At 64.6% G+C, this 24,488-nt stretch carries 22 protein-coding genes; 10 read left to right on the top strand and 12 right to left on the bottom strand.

The annotated features are described in order from the left end of the window. Positions 1 to 65 precede the first annotated feature (65 nt). On the top strand, positions 66 to 896 hold the full coding sequence (locus tag KF708_07610) for a hypothetical protein (protein ID MBX3412538.1): 831 nt from the start codon (positions 66 to 68) through the stop codon (positions 894 to 896). A gap of 139 nt (positions 897 to 1,035) precedes the next feature. Here KF708_07610 and KF708_07605 read toward each other — a convergent pair whose 3' ends face one another. From KF708_07605 to KF708_07590, 4 genes are all read right to left on the bottom strand, one after another. Further along, entirely contained in the window at positions 1,036 to 1,713 is a 678-nt protein-coding gene (locus KF708_07605; protein ID MBX3412537.1) for a phosphatase PAP2 family protein, read from the bottom strand. Positions 1,714 to 1,717: 4 nt separating this feature from the next. Beyond that, entirely contained in the window at positions 1,718 to 2,200 is a 483-nt protein-coding gene (locus tag KF708_07600) for a hypothetical protein (protein MBX3412536.1), read from the bottom strand. Positions 2,201 to 2,230: 30 nt separating this feature from the next. Next, complete coding sequence (locus KF708_07595; GenBank protein MBX3412535.1) at positions 2,231 to 4,801, bottom strand: helix-hairpin-helix domain-containing protein; 2,571 nt, start codon at positions 4,799 to 4,801, stop codon at positions 2,231 to 2,233. Positions 4,802 to 4,942: 141 nt separating this feature from the next. Beyond that, complete coding sequence (locus tag KF708_07590; protein ID MBX3412534.1) at positions 4,943 to 5,701, bottom strand: tetratricopeptide repeat protein; 759 nt, start codon at positions 5,699 to 5,701, stop codon at positions 4,943 to 4,945. A gap of 363 nt (positions 5,702 to 6,064) precedes the next feature. Between KF708_07590 and KF708_07585 the strand changes: the two genes are divergently transcribed. Together KF708_07585 and KF708_07580 are read left to right on the top strand one after the other, a co-directional pair. Then, on the top strand, positions 6,065 to 6,832 hold the full coding sequence (locus tag KF708_07585; protein ID MBX3412533.1) for a hypothetical protein: 768 nt from the start codon (positions 6,065 to 6,067) through the stop codon (positions 6,830 to 6,832). Positions 6,833 to 7,013: 181 nt separating this feature from the next. Then, complete coding sequence (locus KF708_07580; protein MBX3412532.1) at positions 7,014 to 7,832, top strand: sugar phosphate isomerase/epimerase; 819 nt, start codon at positions 7,014 to 7,016, stop codon at positions 7,830 to 7,832. Positions 7,833 to 7,862: 30 nt separating this feature from the next. On the opposite strand, the gene KF708_07575 is transcribed toward KF708_07580, so the two are convergent. Further along, positions 7,863 to 8,279: an acyl-CoA thioesterase gene (locus KF708_07575; GenBank protein ID MBX3412531.1), complete on the bottom strand. Its 417-nt coding sequence runs from the start codon at positions 8,277 to 8,279 to the stop codon at positions 7,863 to 7,865. A gap of 390 nt (positions 8,280 to 8,669) precedes the next feature. Here KF708_07575 and KF708_07570 point away from each other — a divergent pair, with 390 nt between their 5' ends. Together KF708_07570 and thrS are read left to right on the top strand one after the other, a co-directional pair. Beyond that, positions 8,670 to 9,161 (top strand): acetolactate synthase, encoded by a 492-nt coding sequence (locus tag KF708_07570; GenBank protein ID MBX3412530.1) that lies wholly within the window; start codon positions 8,670 to 8,672, stop codon positions 9,159 to 9,161. Between the two features lie 269 nt (positions 9,162 to 9,430). Further along, complete coding sequence (thrS, locus tag KF708_07565) at positions 9,431 to 11,440, top strand: threonine--tRNA ligase (GenBank protein ID MBX3412529.1); 2,010 nt, start codon at positions 9,431 to 9,433, stop codon at positions 11,438 to 11,440. Positions 11,441 to 11,446: 6 nt separating this feature from the next. On the opposite strand, the gene KF708_07560 is transcribed toward thrS, so the two are convergent. Both KF708_07560 and KF708_07555 read right to left on the bottom strand, forming a co-directional pair. Next, the gene (locus tag KF708_07560) at positions 11,447 to 12,472 is read right to left on the bottom strand and encodes a sugar kinase (protein ID MBX3412528.1); all 1,026 of its coding nucleotides are present in this window, start codon (positions 12,470 to 12,472) and stop codon (positions 11,447 to 11,449) included. A gap of 20 nt (positions 12,473 to 12,492) precedes the next feature. Next, positions 12,493 to 13,992 carry a hypothetical protein gene (locus KF708_07555; GenBank protein ID MBX3412527.1) on the bottom strand — a complete coding sequence of 500 codons (1,500 nt, stop codon included), beginning with the start codon at positions 13,990 to 13,992 and terminating at the stop codon, positions 12,493 to 12,495. A 236-nt stretch (positions 13,993 to 14,228) separates the two neighbouring features. Between KF708_07555 and KF708_07550 the strand changes: the two genes are divergently transcribed. Both KF708_07550 and KF708_07545 read left to right on the top strand, forming a co-directional pair. After that, on the top strand, positions 14,229 to 15,122 hold the full coding sequence (locus KF708_07550) for an NAD(+)/NADH kinase (GenBank protein MBX3412526.1): 894 nt from the start codon (positions 14,229 to 14,231) through the stop codon (positions 15,120 to 15,122). An 81-nt stretch (positions 15,123 to 15,203) separates the two neighbouring features. Further along, the gene (locus KF708_07545; protein ID MBX3412525.1) at positions 15,204 to 16,217 is read left to right on the top strand and encodes a hypothetical protein; all 1,014 of its coding nucleotides are present in this window, start codon (positions 15,204 to 15,206) and stop codon (positions 16,215 to 16,217) included. 66 nt (positions 16,218 to 16,283) lie between these two features. Here KF708_07545 and KF708_07540 read toward each other — a convergent pair whose 3' ends face one another. From KF708_07540 to larC, 5 genes are all read right to left on the bottom strand, one after another. Next, a complete protein-coding gene (locus tag KF708_07540; GenBank protein ID MBX3412524.1) occupies positions 16,284 to 17,351 on the bottom strand; it encodes a membrane dipeptidase in 1,068 nt (355 codons plus the stop codon). A 221-nt stretch (positions 17,352 to 17,572) separates the two neighbouring features. Then, complete coding sequence (locus KF708_07535) at positions 17,573 to 18,370, bottom strand: metallophosphoesterase family protein (GenBank protein ID MBX3412523.1); 798 nt, start codon at positions 18,368 to 18,370, stop codon at positions 17,573 to 17,575. A gap of 22 nt (positions 18,371 to 18,392) precedes the next feature. Then, entirely contained in the window at positions 18,393 to 18,620 is a 228-nt protein-coding gene (locus tag KF708_07530; protein ID MBX3412522.1) for a hypothetical protein, read from the bottom strand. 22 nt (positions 18,621 to 18,642) lie between these two features. Next, positions 18,643 to 19,038 (bottom strand): hypothetical protein, encoded by a 396-nt coding sequence (locus KF708_07525; protein ID MBX3412521.1) that lies wholly within the window; start codon positions 19,036 to 19,038, stop codon positions 18,643 to 18,645. Between the two features lie 22 nt (positions 19,039 to 19,060). Continuing rightward, positions 19,061 to 20,236 carry a nickel pincer cofactor biosynthesis protein LarC gene (gene larC / locus KF708_07520; protein ID MBX3412520.1) on the bottom strand — a complete coding sequence of 392 codons (1,176 nt, stop codon included), beginning with the start codon at positions 20,234 to 20,236 and terminating at the stop codon, positions 19,061 to 19,063. A 246-nt stretch (positions 20,237 to 20,482) separates the two neighbouring features. On the opposite strand from larC, the gene KF708_07515 reads away from it, so the two are divergent. The 3 genes from KF708_07515 to KF708_07505 all read left to right on the top strand — a co-directional run bounded on the left by KF708_07515 (position 20,483) and on the right by KF708_07505 (position 24,479). Beyond that, on the top strand, positions 20,483 to 21,442 hold the full coding sequence (locus KF708_07515) for a response regulator (protein ID MBX3412519.1): 960 nt from the start codon (positions 20,483 to 20,485) through the stop codon (positions 21,440 to 21,442). Between the two features lie 54 nt (positions 21,443 to 21,496). Beyond that, entirely contained in the window at positions 21,497 to 21,871 is a 375-nt protein-coding gene (locus tag KF708_07510; GenBank protein MBX3412518.1) for a nucleotide pyrophosphohydrolase, read from the top strand. 301 nt (positions 21,872 to 22,172) lie between these two features. After that, entirely contained in the window at positions 22,173 to 24,479 is a 2,307-nt protein-coding gene (locus tag KF708_07505; GenBank protein ID MBX3412517.1) for a DUF11 domain-containing protein, read from the top strand. The last annotated feature ends 9 nt before the right edge of the window (positions 24,480 to 24,488 follow it).

The following is a 24,488-nucleotide window of genomic DNA, read 5'->3' as shown; positions in this document are numbered from 1 at the left end:
CGTCGACCGGATTCTCGAAATCCGTCAGCGACCGGCTCGCGGCCCGAGGAAAGGAAGTTGGCGCGATGGACGAACGCACGAGCGGCGAGACGATTGCCTGGGACGCGACCTCCGAAGAATACCTGGGTCGCTGGAACCGGCTGATCAGCACCACGAACTGGGAGAAGGGACGCATCATTCTCGAGTGGCGCGCCGCCTTGATCGACGCGGGCGCGTCGGCCAGCGATTACTCGGACGAAACCTGGAGCCAGCAGGTGGGGGCCGTCTCGCCGCAACACGTCGGCCGCCTGCGCCGCGTGGCCGAACGCTTTGCCGCCGTGCGCGACGATTTTCAGGGGCTCTACTGGAGCCATTTCCAGGCGGCGCTCGACTGGAACGACGCCGAAATGTGGCTCGAAGGCGCCGTGCAGAACGATTGGTCGGTTTCGCAGATGCGCCGTCAACGCTGGGAGGCGATCGGCGCGCCGGCCGAGATGAAGCCGCGCGAAGAAGATATCGTCAGCTCGGAGGTCGACGAAGATTACGCCGCCGCGCCGAGCGCCGCAGAAACCGCGATTTATCCCACGACCGAGACCCTCTCGAACGACGATGGCAACGACGAGGCACGCGAAGCGGTTGAACGCAGCAGCCGGGCCGAGTACGAATCGGGCACCACCGAGGCACCATTCGACGATTCGTTCGATCCCGAGGCGAGGGAGCAGGGCGAGCCGGCGACCGCCACCGTGCGCCCCTTCGAATCGCTCGCCGAGTTGCCCGACGATCTGGCCGACGCGCTCGAATCGTTCAAGCTGGCAATTCTGCGGCACAAGACGGCCGGCTGGGCGGAAGTCTCGCCCGACGACGTGCTGGCCAGCCTGGCGGCTCTGCGCGAGTTGGTGCTGGCGCCGGCAGGGTAAGTGGGGTTCGTGGAGCAGGCAAGGTGGCGCCGGCTGCCAGCCGGTGTTTTTGGGGAACTCGAGCTCAGCATGGATCAAGTGAAGCTCAATGCACAGGCCGGCGGTCTTGTGGCCCGCATCGGATCTGTGGCATCGCCGCCTAAAGCCTGGCAAGGCGCGCTGCGCTGAGACCGATCATCGCGCCCAGAAAGGCGCCGCCGACCACGTCGCCGACGAAGTGATAGTTCAGGCTCACGAGGGCTGCGCCTTCGGCGACCGCGAGCGCCACCCACACCACGCGCAGCTTGGGGTACGCCACCCAGAGCACGCTCATCGCCGCCACGGTGACCGTCGTATGCCCCGACGGCGACGATGAATAGGCGATGCCCCCCGTAAAGGGATGGAAACCGTACGCGCCGTTTTGAATCAGCGACGGATTGTTGTCGATCCACGTGTCGGGCCAGGTCCGGCCGAAGACGAATTTCAACTGCTCCTTGATTTGATCGGAGATCAAGAACACGATCGCCGTCGTGCCGACCGCCCGCGGACAATGCCAGTCGGGGCGGGCCAGCATGAGCAACACGCCAACGACGATCACCGCCGGGGCCGCCTCTTCGGCCCAGTCGGGCACGTTCGTGATGCGTTTGAGCACGTTGCCGTGCTCGCGATCCCATTGGGCGAAGCCGTGATCGTGGACGTACCACGCCACCGGACGATCGACCCACAGGTAGCAGCCGGTCACCAGGATCGCCGCCACGACCAGGGCGACGGGCAGACCGAGCAAGAATCGCTGATGATGAACCGCCGGCACGCTGTGAGCGTCATCCTGAGAGGGCACGCGACTAGCTCCGGGCGGCATACAATTCGGCGAACTCGAGCACCCAGACATCGACCGTATGCTCGAAGGTATTGATATCCGTCTCGTGCAGCGGATGGTACTGCGAGCGGTTGAAAATCTCCTTGTTGCGCACGGTCCCCTTGGCCTGCAACTCGAGCACGTGGGCAGAGCTGAACGGGCGCACCACGAGTTCTAACCGGCTGAAGACGCTATCGCGCGAGCCGGCATGGCGGGCGAAATCGTCGCGGCTCACCTTGCCCCCCCAGCCCCGATCGCTCACGACCGTTTCGAACTGAAAGCCCGGCAGATACTGCGGCAGCTTGCGCAGACACTTCTCGATGTAGTCCGACAGCTCGAGCCGGTACTGCGAGTGCAGCCGCTTGAGCTCTTCTTCGCCCATGGCGCGTTCGGCACGCGCGCGCGCCTCGGCATCGCTGGCGCTTTGGCCGCGCTGAATCGCCTTCTGCAATCGCTGTTCGAAATCCATGCCTGCGATGAGTCTTCTGCCTTGGACCGCCTAGCTCGATTTCGGCGCGTCTCCCTCATCGCGCAGCTCGAACAGTTTTTTCAGTTCACCGAAAGTCTGCAACGGCTCGCGGCCTTCGCGCTTGGCCTTGGTCAGCACGACGGGGGCCTGGCGGCCTTCGCGCTTTGGGCGTGCCGGGGGCTTGGTGGCCGGCGCTGTGCCGGTGGCGGGGGGCTGCGCGGCGGCATGCCCCTGATCGCGGCGTTTGTGCTGCGACTTGCGATCCGGCCGGCGTCCCGCCTTCGGCGGTCGCTCGCGCCGTTCGCCACCACTCGCCTGGGCCGGGGCCTGCGCCACGGGCTTGGGTCGCTCGCTCCCCGGAGGAATCATCGTCAGCGAGACACGCCGCCGTTCCTTATCGACCGACAGGACCCACACCTTGACGATATCGCCGACGGCCACCACCTCGTGCGGGTTGGGCACGAATTTGTTGGCCAACTGGCTGATGTGGACGAGTCCGCTGTCGCTCAGCCCGATGTCGACGAAGGCGCCGAAGTCGACCACGTTCAACACCGTGCCCGACAGCTCCATGCCGACGGTCAAGTCTTCGAGCTTGAGCACGCCCCGTTTGAAGATCGGCGGGGGCAGGTCTTCGCGGGGGTCGCGTCCGGGACGCACCAAGCCGGCCAGGATGTCGCGGAGCGTCAGATCGCCGACGCCCAGCTCTTGCGCCAAACCGGTGGCGTCTACCTCGCTGGCCTTGGACGACAGACTCTCGACCGCCGCGCGATCGGCTAGCGTTGCGGTCGACTCCCCCAGGCGTTCGAGCACGCGCGTCGCGGCGGGATAGCTTTCCGGGTGAATCCAGGTGGCATCGAGTGGATTGTCGCCGCCGGTGATCTTGAGGAATCCGGCCGCCTGCGTGAAGGTCGCCTCGCCAAAGCCCGGCACTTCCTTCAACTGTTCGCGATTGCGGAAGGGGCCATGCTCGACGCGGTAATCGTACAAGCGGCGCGCCGTGAGTTGATTCAAGCCCGACACCGCTTGCAACAAAGCCGGGCTGGCGGTGTTCAGATCGACGCCGACGTAGTTCACGCACGACTCGACCACGGCTTCGAGCGATTCGCGGAGGTGCTTCGCCTTCACGTCGTGTTGATAGAGCCCCACGCCAATGCTGCCAGGATCGATCTTCACCAGCTCGCTGAGCGGGTCTTGCAGGCGGCGTCCGATCGAGATCGTGCCGCGGAGCGTGGCGTCGTACTTGGGGAACTCCTCGCGGCCGAGCCGGCTCGTCGAGTAGACGCTCGCCCCCGCTTCGTTGACGATGACATAGGCCGTGCCGAGATCGGCCAGCTCTTCGCTCAGCATCGACGCGATGACTTCTTCGGTCTGCCGGCAGGCGGTGCCGTTGCCGATGACCACAACCGAGAGGTGGTGCGTCCGCACGAGCTCGGCGATCTTCGTCCGCGCTTCGGCCCGGCGCTCGGCCTTGCCGACGATATGCACCACGCCGTGATCGAGCAAATTGCCGAACTCATCGAGCGCCGCCAGCTTGCAGCCGCTACGGAAACCGGGATCGACCGCCAGCAGGCGCCGGCCACGCACGGGAGGCTGCAGCAGCAGGTGCCGCAGGTTGCGGGCAAAGACCTCGACCGCGTGCTGATCGGCGCGGTCGGTCATCTCGCGGCGGATTTCACGCTCGAGACTCGGCAGCACCAGACGCGTGAGCGCGTCGCGACCGCAGCCGCGCAGGAAGTCGACATGCGGATGGTCGGCCGGCACGAGCAATTCGTCGGTCGCCTGTTCGAGGGCCGCGTTGTCCGACTCGATGCGTACGCGTAGCACGCGGGCCCGCTCGCCGCGATTGATCGCCAGCACGCGATGGGGGGGCACGCGCGACAACGACTCGCGAAAGTCGTAATAGTCGCGGAAAAGCTGTTCGAGCTTCTCGCGTTCCTTCTGCTTGGCCTTGGCCTTCTCGTCCTGCGGTTGCTCGGGCGAGGGGGGGGGAGCCGGCTCGCTCTCGACGCGCGTGCTGACGAGTTGGCCCGTGCGGTGCAGAATCTCGCGCAGCTTTTGCCGCAGGGCGGCCCGCTCGCTGAACTGCTCGGCCAGGATGTGCCCCGCCCCGAGCAGGGCATCGGCGGCCGTGGGCATCCCTTTATCGGGATCGATGAAATCCTGCGCCCGACGGTCGAGATCGGCCGCGGCGGCATCGGCGGCGAGAATCTCGTTGGCCAGCAACTCCAGTCCGCGCTCGCGGGCCGCGGTGGCCAGGGTCTGCTTCTTGGGCTTATAGGGCAGGTAAAGATCCTCGAGCCGTTTGGTCGAGGTCGCCTCGGCGATGGCCGTGGCCAACTCGGGGGTCAGCTTCCCCTGCCCTTCAATCGAACGCAGGATCGTTTGCTTGCGCTCGGCGAGCAGCTTGAGTTGCGTATAGCGCTCCTGGACGTCACGAATCTGTTCTTCGTCGAGTCCGCCCGTCTGGTCTTTGCGGTAGCGCGTGATGAAGGGAACGGTATTTCCGGCTTCCAACAGCGCAATAACCGCTTGTACCTGCGGCAGGCTGAGGCGCAAGGCTTGCGCTATCGAGACAAGATCAATGCTGGGCTGGATGGCCATCGTGTTGCACACCAGTGCCTGCGACACCGGCGAGAATCGTCGCAACAAGCGCAATAGATTAGGTTTGCTTCCCGGGCAATCTAGGGATTGATACCCGGAGTGTCAAGGATCGTCCCGCCGACCAATTGCCAGAGGCGCCGCTTATCCATGTCTCCACAACCACCAGCGTGCCTTCAAACCCCAATGTCCGTTGCGCCGGCGCTGGAAAGGGGGACTGTGGCGCAACGTAAAAATCACCTCGCGCATCAGCTTGGCGGCCTGCTCGCGTTCGCCTGCCTCGGCCAGCAGTAAGCCCAATTGATAGCAACATTCGGGCTGGCCGGGATAAAACTTGAGCATCGCCTCGTAAATGTCACGGGCACGCGCCGTGTTGCCGAGCCGGGTTTGCGCCTCGGCCAGGCGCAAATAGGCCGTGCCGTAGTCGTAGGCGGGGGTCGCGGCATGCACCTTTTCGAGCAAGTCGGCAGCCTCGGCGTAGCGATGCCGGTCGAGATAGGCGAGCGCCAGCCGGTATTGGGCCTCGATCGTGTCGGGTTCTCGCGCCAGGGCCTTCTCGAGCAGCGGAATGGCGCGCGAGATGCGCCCCTGCCGCAGGTACAAGCTGCCCAGTTGGACCATGTGGTGAGGCTTGTCGAGCGTGGCGACCTTGCGCTCGAGATCGCCCACCTCGTGCCGCCGCACCCGCAGCCGCTCCCAGAACTGCCGATAGTCGCCGAGTGTCTCCTGGTAGATGCCTGGCGCGATCCAGAGCGAGAGGAAAAAAAGGGGGCAGGCCAACCCCCAGGCGGTGTTCACCACCGGCCAAAGCACGCGCGCAAGCGGAGCCGGCAGCACCCCCAGTTGCAGGAGCACCCACGAAACGACAAGCAAGGCAATGACGGCAAAAAAAGCGCGGCGCATAGTAAAGACTATACCGCTGGCCCCACCCGGATGCGATTTGTTGGCCACAATCGCGGAGGCTGGATGTGTCCCAGCATGCAGCTACCTTCTCTGGAGCCTGTTGTGAGATTCGTCGACGAGCCTTCGTTTTTTGAGCGTCGTGGAGTCACCTCTTTACAACACGGAAGTCGTAAAGCAGGACGTGGACAGCGTTGACGACTGCTGGCGATGCGAACATCGGACCACCGTTCGTTCGGCGCGGTGGAGTTGAAATGCTAGACTTGAGCGTCGGCACCACATTCAGTGCCTCGAGCGCTGTGTGCCTTGCGCCGCAATCGAGCCAAAAATCCTCAGGCGGAGTAGAAAAATACCATGGCCATCCCCATGTCTCGCGTCCAAACGCTCTGCTCGGAATCGGAGTTGGCGGTCGTGCAGGCCAGTCGCCGTCCGCGCCTCGGCCAGTTGACCCTGGCGCAGGCGAAGAGTTTCACGCAGCGTGCCCGCAAGCTCTTCGAAAAGTGGCGCGACCAGGAGCGCACGCAATCCCGCACCCAAGCTCGGAAGGTGGGCTCGCCGGATACCAAAACCCGCACCCACGACAAGGTGCAGATCTTCCAGGATGCCCTGGCCAGCCTCGAGACGCGACTGGCACAGCTCACCGAAACGGGCAAGGGGAGCCAGCCGAAGGCCTCTCGCGCGCCCAGCAAGAAGGCCCGCGCGCAAGGACATCGTGCCTCACGGGCCGAAGTGCGCGCCGAATTGGCGGAGAAGGAGCTGGTGCTCAAAGCGACCAAGAAGAGCAAGCAGCCTGCCAAGATCAAGCCGGCTGCGAAAGCCAAGCCGGCCCCGGCCGCCAAGACAAAAGGGACGGCCGCGCCGCGGAAGTCAAAGTCAGCGGCACGCGGCGCGGAGCAGGCCGTTTCCGTGCCCGCTCAGAAGACCCCTGCCCCGCGGCAGCGTCGTGCTCCCCAGCCGGCGCTTTCCGGAATTCAAAAGAAACTGGCCGACGGCCAGATTCATCAGCAAGCCGCGACCGTTGCAGCCAAGCAGCGACGCGTGGCCAAGAGTGGCCTGACGAGTCGCGTGCGCGGACACGTGAGCGCACGAGGTCGTCGAGCGCAAGGCAAGCGCGATAGTCGCAACGCCGAGTGACGCGATGCGCACCCGCCGCCGTGGGCGATTTCAAAAAAAACGCAACGAAGTTGCCGGTCGATGCTTGCCCGGCGCGGTGACGACCCACGCACCAGTGGTGACGCCGTCGTGGGACGAGTTGCCACCGTCGAGAGGCGCGGGTCAGATTCGCGAAAGTACGCAAGGACGAAAGGTCGATTTCATGCAGCTTGGTCTGATCAGCTCGGCCTGGGTGCAGGCGCAGCAACCCACGGTCTTTGGCCTGCGGAAGACCAAGGAGATCGGCTTCGACACGATCGATATCTTCACCGATCCGCTGGAGATCGACGTGCGCGAGCGGCGGCTGATCAAGGACGAGTGCGACCGGCTGGGGCTGCCGATCGTCTCGCTTCCTTGCGTCGCGGTGGGGCTGATCGATTTCAATCCCAGCGTGCGCAAGTTCCACCTCCAGCGGATGCGAGCTTATCTCGATCTAGCCTACGAGTATGCCGCGCGGAACGTGTTGCTGGTGCTGGGCGAATACATCTGGAACCAGGAGGTGATTCCGCCGGCCGAGCAGTGGCAACTCGGCGTCGATAGCGTGCGCGAGCTGGGACGCTATGCCGCGGAACTCGGTCTCGAAATCGCTCTGGAATTGGAGCCGTTTCCGTTGTCGCTCGTGAACAACGTCGACACGATGGTGCGTTTTCTCGACGATGTCGGCCTCGATGCGGTCAAGGCGAACATCGACGTGTCGCATCTCGTGCTGTCGCGGGTGGCGCCCGAGGAACTTCGCCGCCTCAAAGGACGCACGGCGCACGTGCATCTTTCCGACTGCGACGGCCGCCGGCATGGCGACTTGCCCCCCGGGCGCGGCGTCGTCCCGTTCGAGCCCTACCTGCGCGAGATCAAGGCGCTTGACATCGACGGCGCCATTTCGATCGAGCTCGAGTATTCGCCCGAGCCGGAGAGAATCGTCGAGTGGGTCGAAGAGGCCTATCGCGAAACCGATCGATTGATGCGCGAGGCCGGTCTGAGGTAGCGCTAGCGCGGAGTCGTGTGAGGAGTGTTCTTAATCGCGCGGTCGAGCCAGCCCATCGTCGTCCGTGCGCAGCCATTCGGGAATTCGCTGCACCTCGCCCGAGCGATCGATGCAGGCGAGCACGCTGTTGGCCTTGCAGAGCAGCTCGTTTCCGCGGAACAGTTGGTACTCGTGCTCGATCTTGGCGCCGGTCACGCGGGTCGTCGTGGTCCGTAGTCGCACGACATCGTCATAACGGGCCGGGCGATGGAAGCTGCAATTCATGCGCGCCACGACCAGGAAGAGCCCCTCCTCTTCCATCTTGCGATAATCGCCGCCATTGGCGCGCAACAGTTCGACGCGTCCCATTTCGAAATAGGTCAAATAGTTCGCGTGGTGGACCACGCCCATGGCGTCGGTCTCTTTGTAACGCACGCGGAACTCGATTTCGTGCGTGTGCAGAAGCATGGGCAAGGTCGGCTCGGCTCAGACGGTGTCTTGCTGGGGATCTACCGTGCCGCCAGGAGAGCACGCTTGCCCTTGCTCTTCCTCGCGGACGCTTCGGGTTGGGATTGGCCTGCATCCCAACCCGAAGCGTCCGCGAGGGAAAGTTTCCGTTTCTGCGTGGTTATCCTAACCGGCACGGCATCCGTATCTTACGAATTGCGAGACCCGCGACCAAGGCGGATCGTCTACGTACGGCAGCGAGCATCCCTTGCGTTGACCGTCGCCGGGGCATTCCGTAGATTGATTCGGTCGGGATTTCGCATCGTTTTGGCCCCGATTTCGCCCCGCCGCACCTGTTGCAGGGCAGCGCTCGCGGCGCGGCGTTCCACGCACGTACCCAAGAGATCGCGCATGAGCACTGGTGAGGGAACAGGAACGGACTTCGAAACGATGCGCGGGCGGAACTATCCCACGATCCGCCAGTTCACCGTCTTTCTCGAGAATCGCGTCGGCCAATTGCTCGAGGTCGTGCGCCGCTTCGAAGGAAGCCGCGTGCGCATTGTGGCGCTGTCGATCGTCGATGCCGCCGAGTGCGCGCTGGTTCGCTTTGTGTTGAGCCATCCCGAGCAGGGACGCGAGATCCTCGAACGCGCCGGACTGGCGATGATCGAATCGGACCTGATCGCTGTCGAACTCCCCGATGGCCAGCAACCCCTGTTGCGCGTCTGCACGGCCCTGTTGCAGGCCGAAGTGAACATCCTGCAGACCTACGCCCTGTTCAGCCACCCGCACGGCAAAACGGCCGTCGCGCTGCTGGTCGACAATCTCGAGATGGGCATGGAGACCCTGGCCGCCAAGGGCTTTACCATGCTGACCGAAGGGGATCTGGAACTCGACGAGTGATAGATTAGGTTGTCAGAACCGTCTGGAAAGTGGCACAGGCTGCTAGCCTGTGCTGAGGCAGGCTCAGAACTGCTAGAACTCTGGCACTTTGCTCGTCACGCACAGGCTGACAGCCTGGTGCCACCAGCTTCTCTTGTTCATCGGTCCGCGCTTTGCGCTTCGGACGCTTCCGCCTATACTTGCACGCTTGGCGGTCGGCGAACTCCTAGTTCCGACCGGTGTCCTTTGTATCGACGCCCCTCTGCCGGCCCTCAACACGCGCGAGAACCATGCTCAAAATTCATCTGCCCGACGGTAGCGTTCGCGAATACTCTTCCGCTGTTAGCCCCCTGCAAGTTGCCGCCGATATCGGCCCCGGCCTGGCCAAGGCCACGCTGGCCGCGGAAGTCGAGGGCAAAATCGTCTCGGCCAACGTGCCACTGCCGGTCGCGGGGGACGTCAAGCTGCGACTGATCACGAAAAAGGATCCCGAGGCCCTCGACGTGATGCGCCATTCCGCCGCGCACGTCATGGCGCGCGCCGTGATGCGGCTCTATCCGGGGGTGAACCTGGCGTTCGGTCCCACGATCGAGAACGGCTTCTACTACGACATGGGGCTCGAACACTCGTTGAGCGAGGCCGACTTCCCGGCGATCGAGGCCGAGATGGCCAAGATCATCAAGGCGAATGAGCCCTTCGAACGCTTCGAGGAGCCCCGGACCAAGGCCGCCACGCTCTGTCGCGATCTGCACCAGCCCCTCAAGGTCGAGCACATCGAGACCGGGCTGGCCGAACACTCCACGGTGAGCTTCTATCGTCAGGGAGAGTTCGTCGATCTCTGCCGCGGACCGCACGTGCCCAGTGCCGGCGCCATTGGCGCCGTCAAGTTGTTGTCGGTCGCCGGCGCTTACTGGAAGGGGGACGCCTCGCGCGAGCAGTTGCAGCGGCTCTACGCGACCGCCTTCTTCGACAAGGCCGAGCTGCAGGCCCATCTCGATCGCCTGGCCGAGGCACAGCGCCGCGATCACCGCGTGCTGGGCAAGCATCTCGAATTGTTTCACATCAGCCCCATGGTGGGTTCGGGGTTGATCCTCTGGCTACCCAAGGGGGCCGTGGTCCGCGGGCAACTCGAGTTGTTCGTCCGCGAAGAGTTGATCCGCCGCGGTTACGAGCCGGTCTACACCCCCAACATCGGCCGCGTCGAGTTGTACGAGACCTCGGGGCACTTCCCCTACTACTCCGACAGCCAGTTCAAGCCGATCGTGATGGATGAGCAGGAACGCTATCTGCTCAAGCCGATGAACTGCCCCCACCACATCATGATCTACAAGTCGAAGCCGCGCAGCTATCGCGACCTGCCGCTGCGGCTGGCCGAGTTCGGCACCGTCTATCGCTACGAGCAGTCGGGCGAGTTGAACGGCATGACCCGCGTGCGCGGTTTCACCCAGGACGACGCGCACCTGTTCTGCACCGAAGAGCAGGTGGCCGACGAGTTCCGCGGCTGCATCGAGATGACCCGGCACGTGCTGCGCACCCTGGGACTCGACAATTACCGCGTGCGGCTCGGTTTCCGCGATCCCAAGAGCGATAAGTACGTCGGCAGCGCCGAGAGTTGGAATCGCGCCGAGAAGGCACTCGAGGAAGTCTGCCGCTCGCTGGACCTGCCCCATCTCGAAGTGGAACGCGGCGAAGCGGCGTTCTACGGGCCGAAGGCCGATTTCGTCGTCGCCGATTGCCTGGGCCGCGAGTGGCAGCTCGGCACCGTGCAACTCGACTACAATCTGCCGAGCGCCGAGCGCTTTGGGCTCGAGTACATCGGCGCCGACAACCAGCCCCATCGGCCGGTGATGATCCATCGCGCGCCGCTCGGTTCGATGGAACGCTTCATCGGCGTGCTGATCGAGCACTTCGCGGGGGCGTTCCCGCTGTGGCTCGCTCCCGAGCAGGTGCGCGTCCTCTGTGTGAGCCAGAAGTCGGAAGATTACGCTCGCAAGGTGGAAGAGAAGTTGCGCACCGTCGGACTGCGCGTGACGGGCGACTATCGCCCCGACAAGCTGGGGGCCAAGATTCGCGACGCGCAGCTCAAGCTCATTCCCTACATGCTGGTCGTGGGCGAGCGCGACGCGGAGTCGGGCACCGTCTCGGTCCGCGATCGCATCGACGGCGATCAAGGCGCCATGCCACTCGACGATGCCATCGCCCGGCTGGTCGAGGAGCGCGACTCGCGCAAGATTCGCCAGACGATTCAGCCCCTGGCGGCCGAGGTCACTGGTGCGAAGAAGCAAAGCCACGAGTATTGATTGGCACTAGCGTTGCACGCGGCCCGAGGCGTCGCCGCCGACGAGTCGCAGCACTTCCTCTTTGCTGACGCGGTTGAAATCGCCGGGAATCGAGTGCTTGAGGCAAGAGGCGGCCACGGCGAACTCCAGGGAATCGGCCGCGCTCATGCCGCCAAGCAGCGCGGCCAGCAGTCCGCCGCAGAAGGCATCCCCCGCGCCGACGCGATCGACCACTTGAATCGTGTACCGCCGGCTGAGATGGAATTCGTTGCCGTCGAGGAAGCAGGCCGACCAGTGATTGACCGAGGCGCTCTCCGACTCGCGGAGGGTGATCGCGACCCGGTCGACGCCGTAGCGACGGCGAATCGCGCGGGCGACCCCCTCGTAGGCTTTGGCGTCGAGTTTCCCCTGGGCGACGTTCGTGCGCTCGGCTTTGATGCCGAGCACGTTGGCGGCATCCTCTTCGTTGCCGACCAACAGATCGACGTTGGCCAGCAACGGCTCGACCGTTGTCCGCGCTTGTTCGTGGCTCCACAGCTTCGCGCGGTAGTTGAGATCGAAGCTGGTCGTCAGGCCGAATTGCTTGGCGGTTTCGAGCGCTGTCCGCGTGGCGAGTGCCGGTTGCTCGCCGAGTGCCGGAGTGATGCCCGTCGTATGAAAGGCATCGCGGTCGGCGAGCAACAGCGGCCAGTCGTAGCTCGAAGCCGGGGCCATCGCGATGGCCGAACCGGCGCGATCGTAGAGCACCTGCGAGGCACGCTGTGCGGCGCCGGTTTCGAGAAAGTAGACGCCCAGGCGTCCTTCGTCGCTCCGCAGCACGGTCGACGTATCGACGCCGTGGAAGCGAAGCGAGGCGAGTGCGGCATCGGCCACGGCGTGCCGCGGCAGCACCGAGACGTAGGCGGCCTCGTGCCCGAAGGCAGCCAGGGACACGGCGACGTTCGCCTCGCCCCCCGCGTACGTCACCTCGAACGAATTCGCCTGGCTGAACCGCTGATGCCCCGGCGTAGCCAGCCTCAGCATGATCTCGCCGAACGTGACGACGCGCGCCATGGCCACCTAGCCTGCTGGGACTACTTGAACTCGACCACGAAGCTGCCGTTGTCGGCCACCGGGAAGAGCGGACGCCACTTGCTCGTGCTCGAGCGGAGGGCCGTCTTGGCCGGGTACCAGACGACATTCATCGCCAGGTTCCACGACTCTTGCTCGTTGCCGCCCGTCGAGGCGCCTTGCTTCGGAATGATGTAGTTCCAACCACCCTCGAGGGCCCACTTCGACGCCAAGGCGACGCGGAAGTCGGCACCCACGATGCCGTCGCTGTTCTCGGTGAAACCACCCCAGATGCGTGCTTCGCCGCGGCAATCGAACTGCCGGCGATAGAAGAAGCGGTACTGGTCGGTCACGTCCCAGATCAAATTGCTCGTCGTGCTGCCGATCGGCACGAAGACTTCCTCGCGATCCGAGTTGGCGGCCAGTTCGAAGCCGAATTCGTCACAGGGCGTGAAGAAGACGCTCAACTGGGCACGCAACTGGAACAGATCGGCCGTGGTGTAGTATTCGTCGTGACGCCAGTCGGCGACCACGCCCCACTGGAACCCAAGCTCATGGGGGCGGCAGTCGCGCACCCGACGCACGAGACCGAACGTCATGAAATACTGATTGCGATCGTTGCCGTTGTTCTGGCCGGTGGTGTTGTCACCCGACAGGTTGCTCTGCAACGCCTGGAAGCCGAACTGGTAGCCCAGACCGAACGACTGCCACAAGGGCCCGCCCCAGTTGAAACCTTCCTGAAAACCGAAGTTGCCGTTGCCAAAGTCGAGGGGCGACTTGTAGCCGTGCGTGCCGGCGAAGACCGAGAAGTCGTCGAACAGGCCCCAGCACGAATTGCAAGAACCGCAGCCACTCTCGCACACTCCGTACGGTTCGCACGGGCCGGTCGGGTAGCGGTGCCAGCCATCGGCCGGGCCACGCATGCCCTGGAAGTCCCCCCGCGGACCATTCTCGAAGCCCTCTTGATACGCGAAGTCATCCGCCATCATGGGGCCTTCTTCGAACTGGGCGCGGCGGACGTTGGTGTCTCGATAGGCCGACGATTGCCGGCTGCGATAATTGGCCGGGCGGACGTCTTCGTCGTGATAGACCAGCTCGGTCGAACGCTGCGCCGCCAGGCGACGTTCGGCCGCGCGTACCTGCTCGACCGGAGTCATCTCGCGAGCCGGCGCGGCCTCGCGCGAGGCCGTTCGTGGCGACATGGGCCGCGGTTCCGGCGCGCGGGCCGGGCGGTTCGAACGCTGCTGTTGCTGCCGAACCTGCTCGAGGGGAATCGTCTTCCCCGACGACACCTGGCTCGGAGCCGTGTATTGCGGAGACTTGTACGTCCGCGCCGAGGTGTTCATCACCGGCGGGCGCGAAACCGTTCCCGATTCCTCCGCCTCGCTTTGTCGGCTCTCGGCCGGAGACACCGGGCGATAGCTTCGCGTCTGAGCACGGGCCGAACCGGCCGCCGCCAGTACGACCAGGAGTGTCAGGCAGCAGGTGCGTCCAAGCGTCCGCAGTTGAATGGCCGATCTCATCGGGCTCACCTCGGATAGTCCTCTAGGGATGCAGGAGCCGGAGCGGTGCGCATTGCACTCTCGGGCTGGCGTCTCTATCGGAAGCCCTACAATCGGAACTTTCATTAAAATCAACGCACGCGGAAAAGTTTCGCTAGTTTTCCACCGCAGCTTGCCAAAAGTACCTGGTCCCGGGGCAAATAGACCGCTGGCACTCCTCTTGCTGGCACTTAGGACCGCCGCCTATCATGCGCGGCATGGCTAATGAACCAACCGCCGTCGATGCCGCCAGCCGCTGCCGGGCCGGGATGCGACCACGCGTCATGGTGCTGGCGGCAGGAGATCGCCCGAACATCGAGGCCCAGGCCGCTCGGCTGCGTCCCACGATCGAGAAGCTGGTCGAGGTCGTCGTCTGGGACGACAAGTTCGAAGAGGATCTTGCCCCGCTCGAGGCCGATCTGGCCATCGTCTTGGGAGGCGATGGCTCGATCCTGCGGGCGGCGCACCAGATGGGCTACCGCCAGATCCCCATTCTCGGAGTGAATTTGGGGAAACTGGGATTCCTGGCCGATCTCTCGCCGGGAGAGTTAGCCTCGCGTTTGCCCGACGTCTGCCGCGGCGAGTTCCGCGTCGTCGACCATCTCATGTTCGAGTGTCGCGTGTTGCGCGGCGGAGAGGTTCTTGCCGAGCAGCTCGGCCTGAACGAAGTCGCGCTGCACGCGGGCTTTCCGTTCACGATGATCGACGTCGATCTCTACGTTGACGCAGAATTGGCGACTACCTATAGTTGCGACGGCCTGATCGTCGCGACGCCCGTCGGTTCGACGGCGCATAGCCTGGCCGCGGGGGGACCGATCCTGCGCAAGGACTTGCAGGCCTTTGTGATCTCTCCGGTCAGTCCCCACACGTTGACCAATCGGCCGGTGGTCGATTCGGCCGAGCGGAGTTACGAGCTGGTCGTGACGCGACCGAACGAGCGGACCTGTGCCGTGGTCGATGGCCGCGTGCTGCACGAGTTGGCGCCGGACGATCGCGTCCGCGTCGTGCGTGCCAAGCCCCGGTTCCAACTGGTCCAGGTCGAAGGACACACCTACTACCGCACCCTGCGCGAGAAGCTGGGGTGGAGCGGTCGCCTGAACGCCAAGTCGTAGGATTGCCGGCCCCGTTTCGGCCGCAGCCACGATTTCCCAAACTGAAAACCTCGTTCGACTCGAAAGGATGCGAGTGCGACGATGAGACCTTCTCGATCGATGGCCGCGCTCTGTGGCGGCCTCCTGTTTTGTTTCTCGGCCCAGGGTGTGGCCGCTGAAGGACCGACCTACACACTGCGCTACAAGTTCCAACCGGGCGAAACCGTACGCTGGAAGGTCATCCACAAGGCGAAGGTGGCGACGACCGTTTCCGGCACCTCGCAAACCGCCGAAACCGATAGCGAGTCGGTGAAGTTGTGGCGCGTCGTTTCCGTCGATCCCAAGACGGGCGCGGCCCGCTTCGAGCATTCCGTCGAAAGTGTCGAGATGCGCCAGCAACTCACCGGCCGCGAAGAGGTACGCTACAACAGCCTTACCGATAAAGAACCGCCCCACGGGTTCGAAGACGCGGCCAAGAATGTCGGCGTCGTGTTGTCGGTCATCACGCTCGATCCCACGGGCGAGGTCGTCTCGCGCGAGAACAAGCAAGCGCAGGCCAATCCGAATGAAGGGCAGATCACGGTTCCGCTCGCCAAAGAGCCCGTCCGCGTGGGCGATACCTGGACTTCGCCGTACGAGTTGCCTTTGGCCGACAAGAATGGCCGCGTCGTCCAGGTGAAGACGCGTCAGCGATTCAAGCTCGACGACGTTACCGGAGATATCGCCACGATCAGCGTCGAGACGCAGATCCTCACGCCGATCAACGATCCCGGCATCGAAGCACAATTGGTACAGCGCGAATCGAACGGCAAGGTGCGTTTCGACATGGTGTCGGGGCGCGTGGTAGGCCAGCAGATGGATCTCGACAAGAAGGTCCACGGCTTTGCCGGCGAGGCGAGCGTGTTGCACTACGTGATGCGCTTCACCGAAGAGTTGCTCCCCTCGCGCTCGGCCACCGCGACGCGGCCGAAGGCGGGCCCGGCTCCGATTCCACCGCAGAAGCCCGTCGCGGCCAAGCCGCCGGCCAGCGCGAAGCCGTCCAACAAGAAGCCGCCGGCGCCAGTACGTCCGCCAGGCAAGCCGCAACAACAGCAGCAACGACGCCGCCCGGGGTAGCCGTTTCGATTTTCATCGAGGCGAAGTGGCCTAGGCCGCCGGCCTGTGCATGTCTCGCCAGCGTGCCTAGCTCCAGGCACGCTCGAGGAAGTTGATCCAGTTGCCGTGCATGATGCGGGCCACGTCCGCCTCGGAGTAACCGCGCTCGCGGAGCAGCCCGCCGATCTTTTGCAGATCGGCGATCGTGTCCAGATCGGCGGGCGACTGCTCGCGGCCGAAACCGCCGTCCAGATCGCTGCCGATGCCGCAGTGATTCGCATTGCCCGCCATCTGGCAGATATAGTCGATGTGCTCGACGACGTGGGCCAGCTTGACGCCGGCCTCTGCGGGCAACGTCTTGCCGCGAACCCAATCAGGCACCACCATCCAGGCGTCGAGCACGCCGCCAATCACGGCGCCACGTTCGATCAACGTTCGCAATTGATCGTCGTCGAATTGCCGTTCGTGCGGCACCAGCGTGCGGCAATTCGAGTGGCTGGCCCAGACGGGTCCTTCGAAGTGCTTCATCGCCTCCCAGAAGCTTTCGTCGCACAGGTGCGTCGCGTCGAGAATGAAGCCGAGCCGGTCCATCTCGGCGAGTAGTTCGCGGCCATGCTGGCCGATGCCCCCCGTGGAATGCGTGCCGAAGGCGTACATGCCCGGCCCGTAGTGCGCCGGTCCGATGGCACGCAGTCCCTGTTCCCAGGCGCGCCCCAGATGGCCGGGGGTGAGAATCGAGTCGGCCCCTTCGAGGCTCAGCACGTAACCGATCGGCGTCTTGTCGGTGGCGCCGTTCTGCCAGGCGGCGACGCTGCGTCGCAGGCCGGCGACGTCGGTGATCCGCACCATTTCGCCCGCTTCTTCCATGGCGCGATACCAGGCAAGCTGCCCCTGCGTTTGCGCCCAGGCCGCGGCCTGCGAATGCCAGCCCGGTAACGGATTCGACGGCTTCACGTAGCGCGCGATGAGGGTCGCTACGCACAGGCCGATCTTGCCACGACGCATATCGGGCAGCGCCACGGTGCCAGCGCCACGGTCCACCTTGTCGCGGCGCCCCTGCTCGCGCTCGCGAATCGCCGCGACCGTTTGCGTGAGGTCGCGGTTCCACTCCAGCACATTCATGCTGAGATCCAAATGAGCGTCGAAGATGAGCATCGGGCGAGAGTCCTGAGAAACTAAAATTCAAATAACCGGGTAGCACCGATCATCTTGCGGAATGGGCGTGCCACTAGCTCGCCGTGCGAGTCGCAAGATGGTCGGTGTTGCGCAGCAACAAGAGGATTTGTTTCGTGCGTCGCGACGGTCTCACTCGACCGTCGGAGCTAATCGTAGCGGGGGGCACGCCCCTCGGCAACGAAACAGCACCACCTCACCAATCAGATCTCGATCAACTGCTGAACGCTAGGGAAGCCATACGTTGCCCCCCCGGTGACCACGCGCAGATTGTCGAGAATCTGTGCCTCGCCCGCGCCGTGCGTATGTCCGCAGAGCACGGTCAGCCGGCGGTCGCGATGCTCCTGCATCACGATGCGCAGCATCTCGCCCATCGCCTTCGACGTGAAGTGGGGCAGCCACTCGTCCCCCGAGATCCGGCCTTCGTGCCAGCACGCCTCGCGAAAAGGGGGGATGTGCGTGAGCAGGTAGATGTGCTCGTAGCGATGCAGCGCGGCTTCGAGTTTGGGGCGAGTTTCGTCGGCGGCATCGTCTGCCAACGCCTGCATCAGTTTCCAGCGACGCTCTTTGTTCAGACCGGCGAACTCGGCGATCAACGAATAGTCGAGCATCGACACGAGCGAGCGGACAAAATCGCCCAAACGGCCGTCGGCCCAGCCATCGTGCCCGATGAGGGCCGTCCGTGGATTCAGCTCGATCGCTTCGCTGTGCGTCAGGTAGACGAGTTGCGGGTGTTTGGCCACCAGCGCGTCGACTTCGGCACGCACTTCACGGATCGAGCCATAAAAATAATCATGATTCCCCAGCACGAAGTAGATCGGACAGGCCCAGACGCGGTTCATCTCGGTAAGACGTTCGAGAAGCGAACGCGATTCGGAGATGTCCCCCCCGAGGAGTACCGCTTCGGGATCACTCTCGACGGCATCGTAGTAGAAGCCATTCCGCTCGATCGGCTTGAGCAGGTCGAGGTGGATATCAGTCAACCAGGCAACATGCGCCATCCGGAAATCTCGGTCTCTGCAATCAGCCTGGTTCGATACGACATTCGAGCCGCCGGCCGGCGGCACTCGAACGATAAATCACATCGATCAAATCTAGCACGGCGACCGTCGATTCGGGCGTATTCCGGGACTGTCGGCCGGTCGAGTTTTTCTTTTCGGCCGCATCGTACCAGTCGCGCAAAAGATCCAACGTGCGGACGCCGCCGTAGCAGGCCGTCGCATCGGCCGGCAGGGTAAAAGATTCGTCCATGGCGTCGAACCGCGGCTCTTGCTCATCGCAGGTGCTCGGCAGAAGGAATCGCCCGATCGGTCGTTGCCTCGTCGAGCAAGCCCTGCGCCCTGGCCGCGGCAACCGCCCGCTCGAGCCGCTCGGCCTCGAGCCGGGCGAGGCGGATCCACTGCTCGAGCAGGATGACCTTACTGTCGACTTGGGCGCACAGTGCGCGCGCCGTCTCGTGGAGCTGCGCTTCGTACGCTTCGGCCGAACTCGATTTCGCCCCATGATTTGCCGGTGCGAACGACGACAGCTCCGAACGTGCTGGAGCCTCGTTGGCAGGCCGGGACCGTGCCATGCGTCGCCAGGCCAATCGTAAAAACACGGTGACGAGCAGGGCCATGCCCGCCGTCATCAACAGCGATGGCTGAGCGAGTTGTTCCCAGTTCGGCACGGTACGACTCCGTTCGCGCGGCTTACACGCTCTCCGGGTTGAAGGCCCGCCGCGCCGCTTGATCGACCTCGGCCAGGGCGATGCCGCGTTCTTCCGCGATACGGCGGCAGGCCTCGTACTCGGGCGTGAAGCGAGGCGATTCGCCGGGCAGGCTGGCCAACTTCCCTGCGACCATGCCCCAGGGGGTCTCGACCTGGTGCGGTCGACGGTCCAGCTTATGACGGCTGGCGAGCCAGCGGCGAATGCCGAGCGTGCAGGTTTCGCGAAAGACGATCGACTCGAGCTTCGCGATCTGTGCCTGCTGGCAGAGGATCGTCAGCTTGACGCCGGGCCGATTCTTCTTCATCTGAATGGCCGAGGTATAGACGTCGAGCGCGCCCTTCTCGAACAGCGCGCCGACCGTGTGTCCGATCACCTCACCCGGCACGTCGTCGAGATTCGTCTCCAGGATCCAGATTTCGTCGGCGGCGGGGGCTGTAACGCTCTCGCCGACGAAGAGCCGCAACAGGTTGCCCTGTTCCTTGAGATCCTTCGTTCCGGCGCCATAGCCGATCCGCTCGATCTTCATGGCCGGCAGTGGGCCAAACTCGTCGACGAGCGTGGCCACGATGGCCGCTCCCGTCGGTGTGGTCAGCTCGCACTCGATATCGCAGGCCGCCAGGGGAATGCCGCTGAGCAGTTCCGCCGTCGCGGGGGCCGGCACACTGCAACGACCGTGTGCAATCTCGATCGTGCCACGCCCCGTCGGCACGGGCGAACAGACGATGCGATCCACACCGAGGAGATCCCAACCGATCGCGGCCCCCACGATATCGGCGATCGAATCGACGGCGCCCACTTCGTGAAAGTGAACTTTACGAATCGTCGTGCCGTGGACTTTTGCCTCAGCCTCCCCCAACCGGGTAAAGATGCGTTTGGCCAGATCTTGCTGTCGCGCCGAGAGCCGGCTGCGATCGATCATGTCGGTGATGTGGTGCAAGTGGCGGTGCGCGTGTTCCGGCTCGTGCTCGACGGTGATGTGCGTGGCTCGAAAGCCGTGGCGTTTGACTTCGTTGGCCACCAGCCGGCAACTGGGCAGCCCCAGCGAATCGATGCCGTCGGCGATCGCGGCCAGTTCGACCCCAGCGTCAACCAAAGCTCCCAGGGTCATGTCGCCGCTGATACCGCTGAGGCAATCGAGATACGCAATTCGAGACATGGTTCCGCCGGTTGTGTAAGAATCTGCCAGTACCGCTAGCATCGCGCTGGCGCGCGACCCCCCGACGCCGACAAGCTACCAGCGCCGCGGCGGCTGGGGCAAGGCGGGCCGACGCGCGGCTCCTCTCCAAGAATGAGCCTCGCGCCCGGCGAGATTGACCCTGTTTCGCAGCCTCGCTACAGTGCCACCCCCGTCGCACGGCAAGAGAACGTGCGCGCCAAGTAACCCTCGCGCAGGTTCGCGTGGATGGCCATCACCCCGACACGCAAGAACAAGGCCAAAGCGACGCCACCGCCTGCTCCGTCGGGCACCCTGCCCGCTCGGATGCGCGTCCTCTATATCAGCGGTGCGCAGCGCACCGGCTCCTGGTTGGCCGAGGCCTTCGCCTCGGACAGCGCCTCGGAAGTGCTCCTCGAGGAGGCCGCCGGCGCGACTGCGGGCGTGACGCGCCTGCGCGAAGAGGCGTTCGACGCCGTGCTCATCAGCCACGAACCGGGGCAGCTCGATGCCTTGGAACTGATCGAGGGGTTGCGCGGCGGCGGCGCCGATGAGCCCGTGATCGTGCTCGGCGCGCAGAGCGAGCAGGAAATGGCGGCCCTCTGCTTCGAGGTCGGCGCGGACGCTTATGTGTGCGTCAACACGACCATGACCCGCACGTTGATCTGGCTCGTGGCGCGGGCGACCGAGCGGCATCGGCTCGTGCAAGAGAATCACCGGCTCAAGCAGGCCGAGCTGCAGCGTCTGCGACAAGAGCACAACGAGGCGGAACGCCTGTTGGCCGACCAGCGGGCACTCGTCGACGAGCTCGAGCATCTGGCCGCCGAAACCCAGACGCCGCGACGACCGAACAACACACGCTCGGGCGATGCCGCACCGATCTTGCCGACGAGTCTGATCGTCCACTACCGCGAGCTGTTGCGCGCCTCGATCATCATGGGCTCGGGCAGTCTGGCTGCCGAAATGACGTCGCTGGCAGATCTGCTCGCCTCGGCGGGTCTTACGGCTCCGCAATGCCTCGAACTGCACGTGCTGGCGCTCGAAGAGGTCTTGGCGGGGCTCGGCAGCCGCAGCTCGCGCCACGTGATGAATCGTGCCGATCTCCTGGTGCTCGAGGTCATGGTGCATCTTGCCGAGGGCTATCGCGCCCGGTATGAACAGCTAGACGTACCGGCCGAACAACGCTGGTTGCCAGGTTTCGCTGCTTAGCGCTGACACGCGCTCGTGCGGATATCGAGCCCGTCTTTTCTGAGTGCAACAGTCATGAACGACGACGACACGCGCGTGGCCGAACTGCGTGCCCTGGTGCGCGAGTTCGTCGACCAGCGCAACTGGCGACAGTTCCACACGCCGAAGAATATCTCGATGGCGCTGGCCATCGAGGCGGCGGAGCTCATGGAACACTTTCAATGGCTCGAACCGGCCGAGTCGCGCGCCGTGGCCGCCCAGCCGGAGAAACTCTCGGCCGTGGCCGAGGAACTGGCCGACGTCCTTTGTTACGCTCTGGCCCTGGCCAACGAGTTGGGCATCGACGTAGCCCGCGCCATGTCGGAGAAGATGGTGAAGAATCGCCGCAAGTATCCCGTCGAAGAGTTCCGCGGCCGCTACGGCCCCGAGGACGTACGGGAGCCGAACTAGCAACGCTTGCCGGCACGTGCTGCGCTAGCAGTCTTTTGCCGGCGCCAACCATCGACCAGGTCACCTAGATCTGGCGATTTGCCGTCGCGGCGGCCACCCCGGCTCGCTCTTCGCGCAACTGACCTTTGCCGCCTCCCGCCGTTTTGGTACACGTCACGCCCGCGCGCTTCCAGGCGTTCGCCGGTTGTGAGGGCGCGGATTCACTTCTTCGATTGCAAGGGCGATCCATCGGTCCGTCGCCGCGCCTTCACGCGGCGAACCAAGGCGACCGATGCGACACATCCCGTTCGGGGAGAGGCCGATGAAACGGATCGTGCTACGGGTATCCGCGTTGACGGCGGTGGTCGTCTTGGGAGTCTTGGCGATTGCGCAGGCTCAACGCAGTCTGCAAGCGCCTGCCGATCCGCAAGAGATTGCCGACGCCGATGCCTCGGCCGACGCCGCCGAATTGGGCGACGAGGCCCTCGAACCGATCCAAGCCCTGGACGCTTCGTCGCTCGAGAGCAACGTGGCGCGTCCGGCTTCGCGTTCGACGGCACGCTACGCAGAACCAGTCGAGGACGATGAAATTCCCGCCGCGCACGATGCTCTGGGCATCGTCCCGCCGAGACGCGTGGTGCAGGTCGGCTACCAGGAAGTTCCCGATGCCGCGGGCGTTTCCGATCCCTTTGGCCCAGCGCCGACCGCCGTGATTCCGGCGCAAGCCGAAGTGCCTCTGAGCGACGAGGAGTATGCGGACGAAACGCAGCCCCCCGCGGAGTTGCCCGGCGAGCCGTTCGCCACGTCTGCCACGGCACCTCCGGCCGATCCCTACGCGGCCGAGTCGCAGCCCGAAGATCCCTACGCCGAACCAAGACCGAACAGCTTGCGCGAGCCACAGCCGGCTGCCGCGCGGACGTCACAGCCTCGCTATGCCGATGTTCAACCCCGCTACGCGGAGCCAGCGGTTGCCGGGCCGGCCGACGCCGATGTTCCCGTCGCGGAATCGGCGGCCGTTGCGCCGCCGGTCGAGGGGTCTCCCATCGATCCCGCCACACCGCGCGCGGCTCCTTCTGCCACCACTCGGCCGCGCGGCTTCGATGCCTTTGATGATCTGCAACCCGCGGCGGCCCTGCCGGCGGAGGCCTCGTCGCAATCTGGCTCGCGCCTCACGGGGTTCGAACGCGATCAGCAACTTCCCCCCGTCACCGGCAGTAGCGGCGCGCAGGGCTCGGGGCGTCCCGGTCCCCAGGAACGCGAAGGGAGCCAGGCCCCGGCGCTATCGATCGAAAAGATCGCTCCGGCCGAGGTTCAAGTCGGGCGTGCGACGACGTTCAAAGTCGTGGTGCGCAACGTGGGCGACGTGCCCGTGCATGGTGTCGAGCTACACGACGAAGTTCCGCAAGGCGCGGAACTGGTGAGTACGACTCCGCCGGCTCAGGTCGGCGCCGCCGGCGAGTTGGTGTGGGGACTCGGCGCGATGCGCCCGGGTGACGAAACGTCGGTCGAGATGCAGATCATTCCTCGCGCCGAGGGAGAGATCGGCTCGCTGGCGACCCTCCGCTTCCATGCTGATGCGTCGGTGCGCACCGTGGCCACGCGGCCCGAGTTGGTGCTCGAGGTGAAGTCCGCCCCCGACGTACTCGTGGGAGAGGATGCCGTCGTGACGATTCGCGTGGCCAACGAGGGGACGGGCGCGGCGACCGGGGTCGTCGTCGAGCAGGCCTTGCCGCAGCAATTCGCACATCCCTCGGGCGCCCAGATCGAGTACGAAGTGGGCGATCTCGCGCCCGGCGAATCGCGCGAGGTGCAATTGATGCTGACCGCCGCGCGCCCCGGACCGACGGCCAACCGTATGCTGGCCCGCGCCGACGGCGATTTGCGCATCGAGGACGATTGGCAGATCGAAGTAGTGGCCCCGGCGCTGCAGGTGGCGCTCGACGGAGCGAAGCGCCGTTTCCTCGAACGCGAAGCGACTTACAGCGTAATCCTCTCGAATCCCGGCACGGCGCCGGCGAAGAACATCGAGCTGATGACTTATTTGCCGGCAGGCTTCAAGTTCGTCTCGGCCGACAACTATGGTGAGTTCGATCCGCAATCGCGCGCCGTACACTGGTCGCTCGAAGAACTGCCGGCCAACGAGTCGGGCAGCGTTTCGTTCACCGCGGTACCGATCGAGGCCGGCGATCACAAGCTGCTGATTCAGAGCCGAGGCGACCGGGGGCTCGCCGCCGAGCGCGAAGAGAACATTCAGGTCGAAGGCATCCCGGCCGTCTTGTTCGAGGTCGTCGACGTGGCCGATCCGATCGAAGTCGGCGGCGAAACGACGTACGAGATCCGCGTCGTCAATCAGGGCACGAGCAAAGCGACCAACGTCCAGGTGCGCGCGATCCTGCCCGAGGAGATGAAGGCCGTCGGGGCCGAAGGACCGACGCGTCACCTGTTCGACGGTCAGACGGTCACCTTCGACAGCCTCTCGCGACTCGCTCCCAAGGCCGATACGACGTATCGCATTCGGACGCAGAGCCTGCGGCCGGGCGACCTGCGCATCAAGGTACAACTGCTGACCGACGATTTGCAATCGCCGGTCACCAAGGAAGAAAGCACGCGCGTCTTCGCCGTCGAGTAAGACACTCGA

The sequence above is a fragment of the Pirellulales bacterium genome (genome assembly GCA_019636335.1).
GTDB lineage: Bacteria > Planctomycetota > Planctomycetia > Pirellulales > JAEUIK01 > JAHBXR01.
This window is presented reverse-complemented; position numbering and strand designations above follow the sequence as displayed.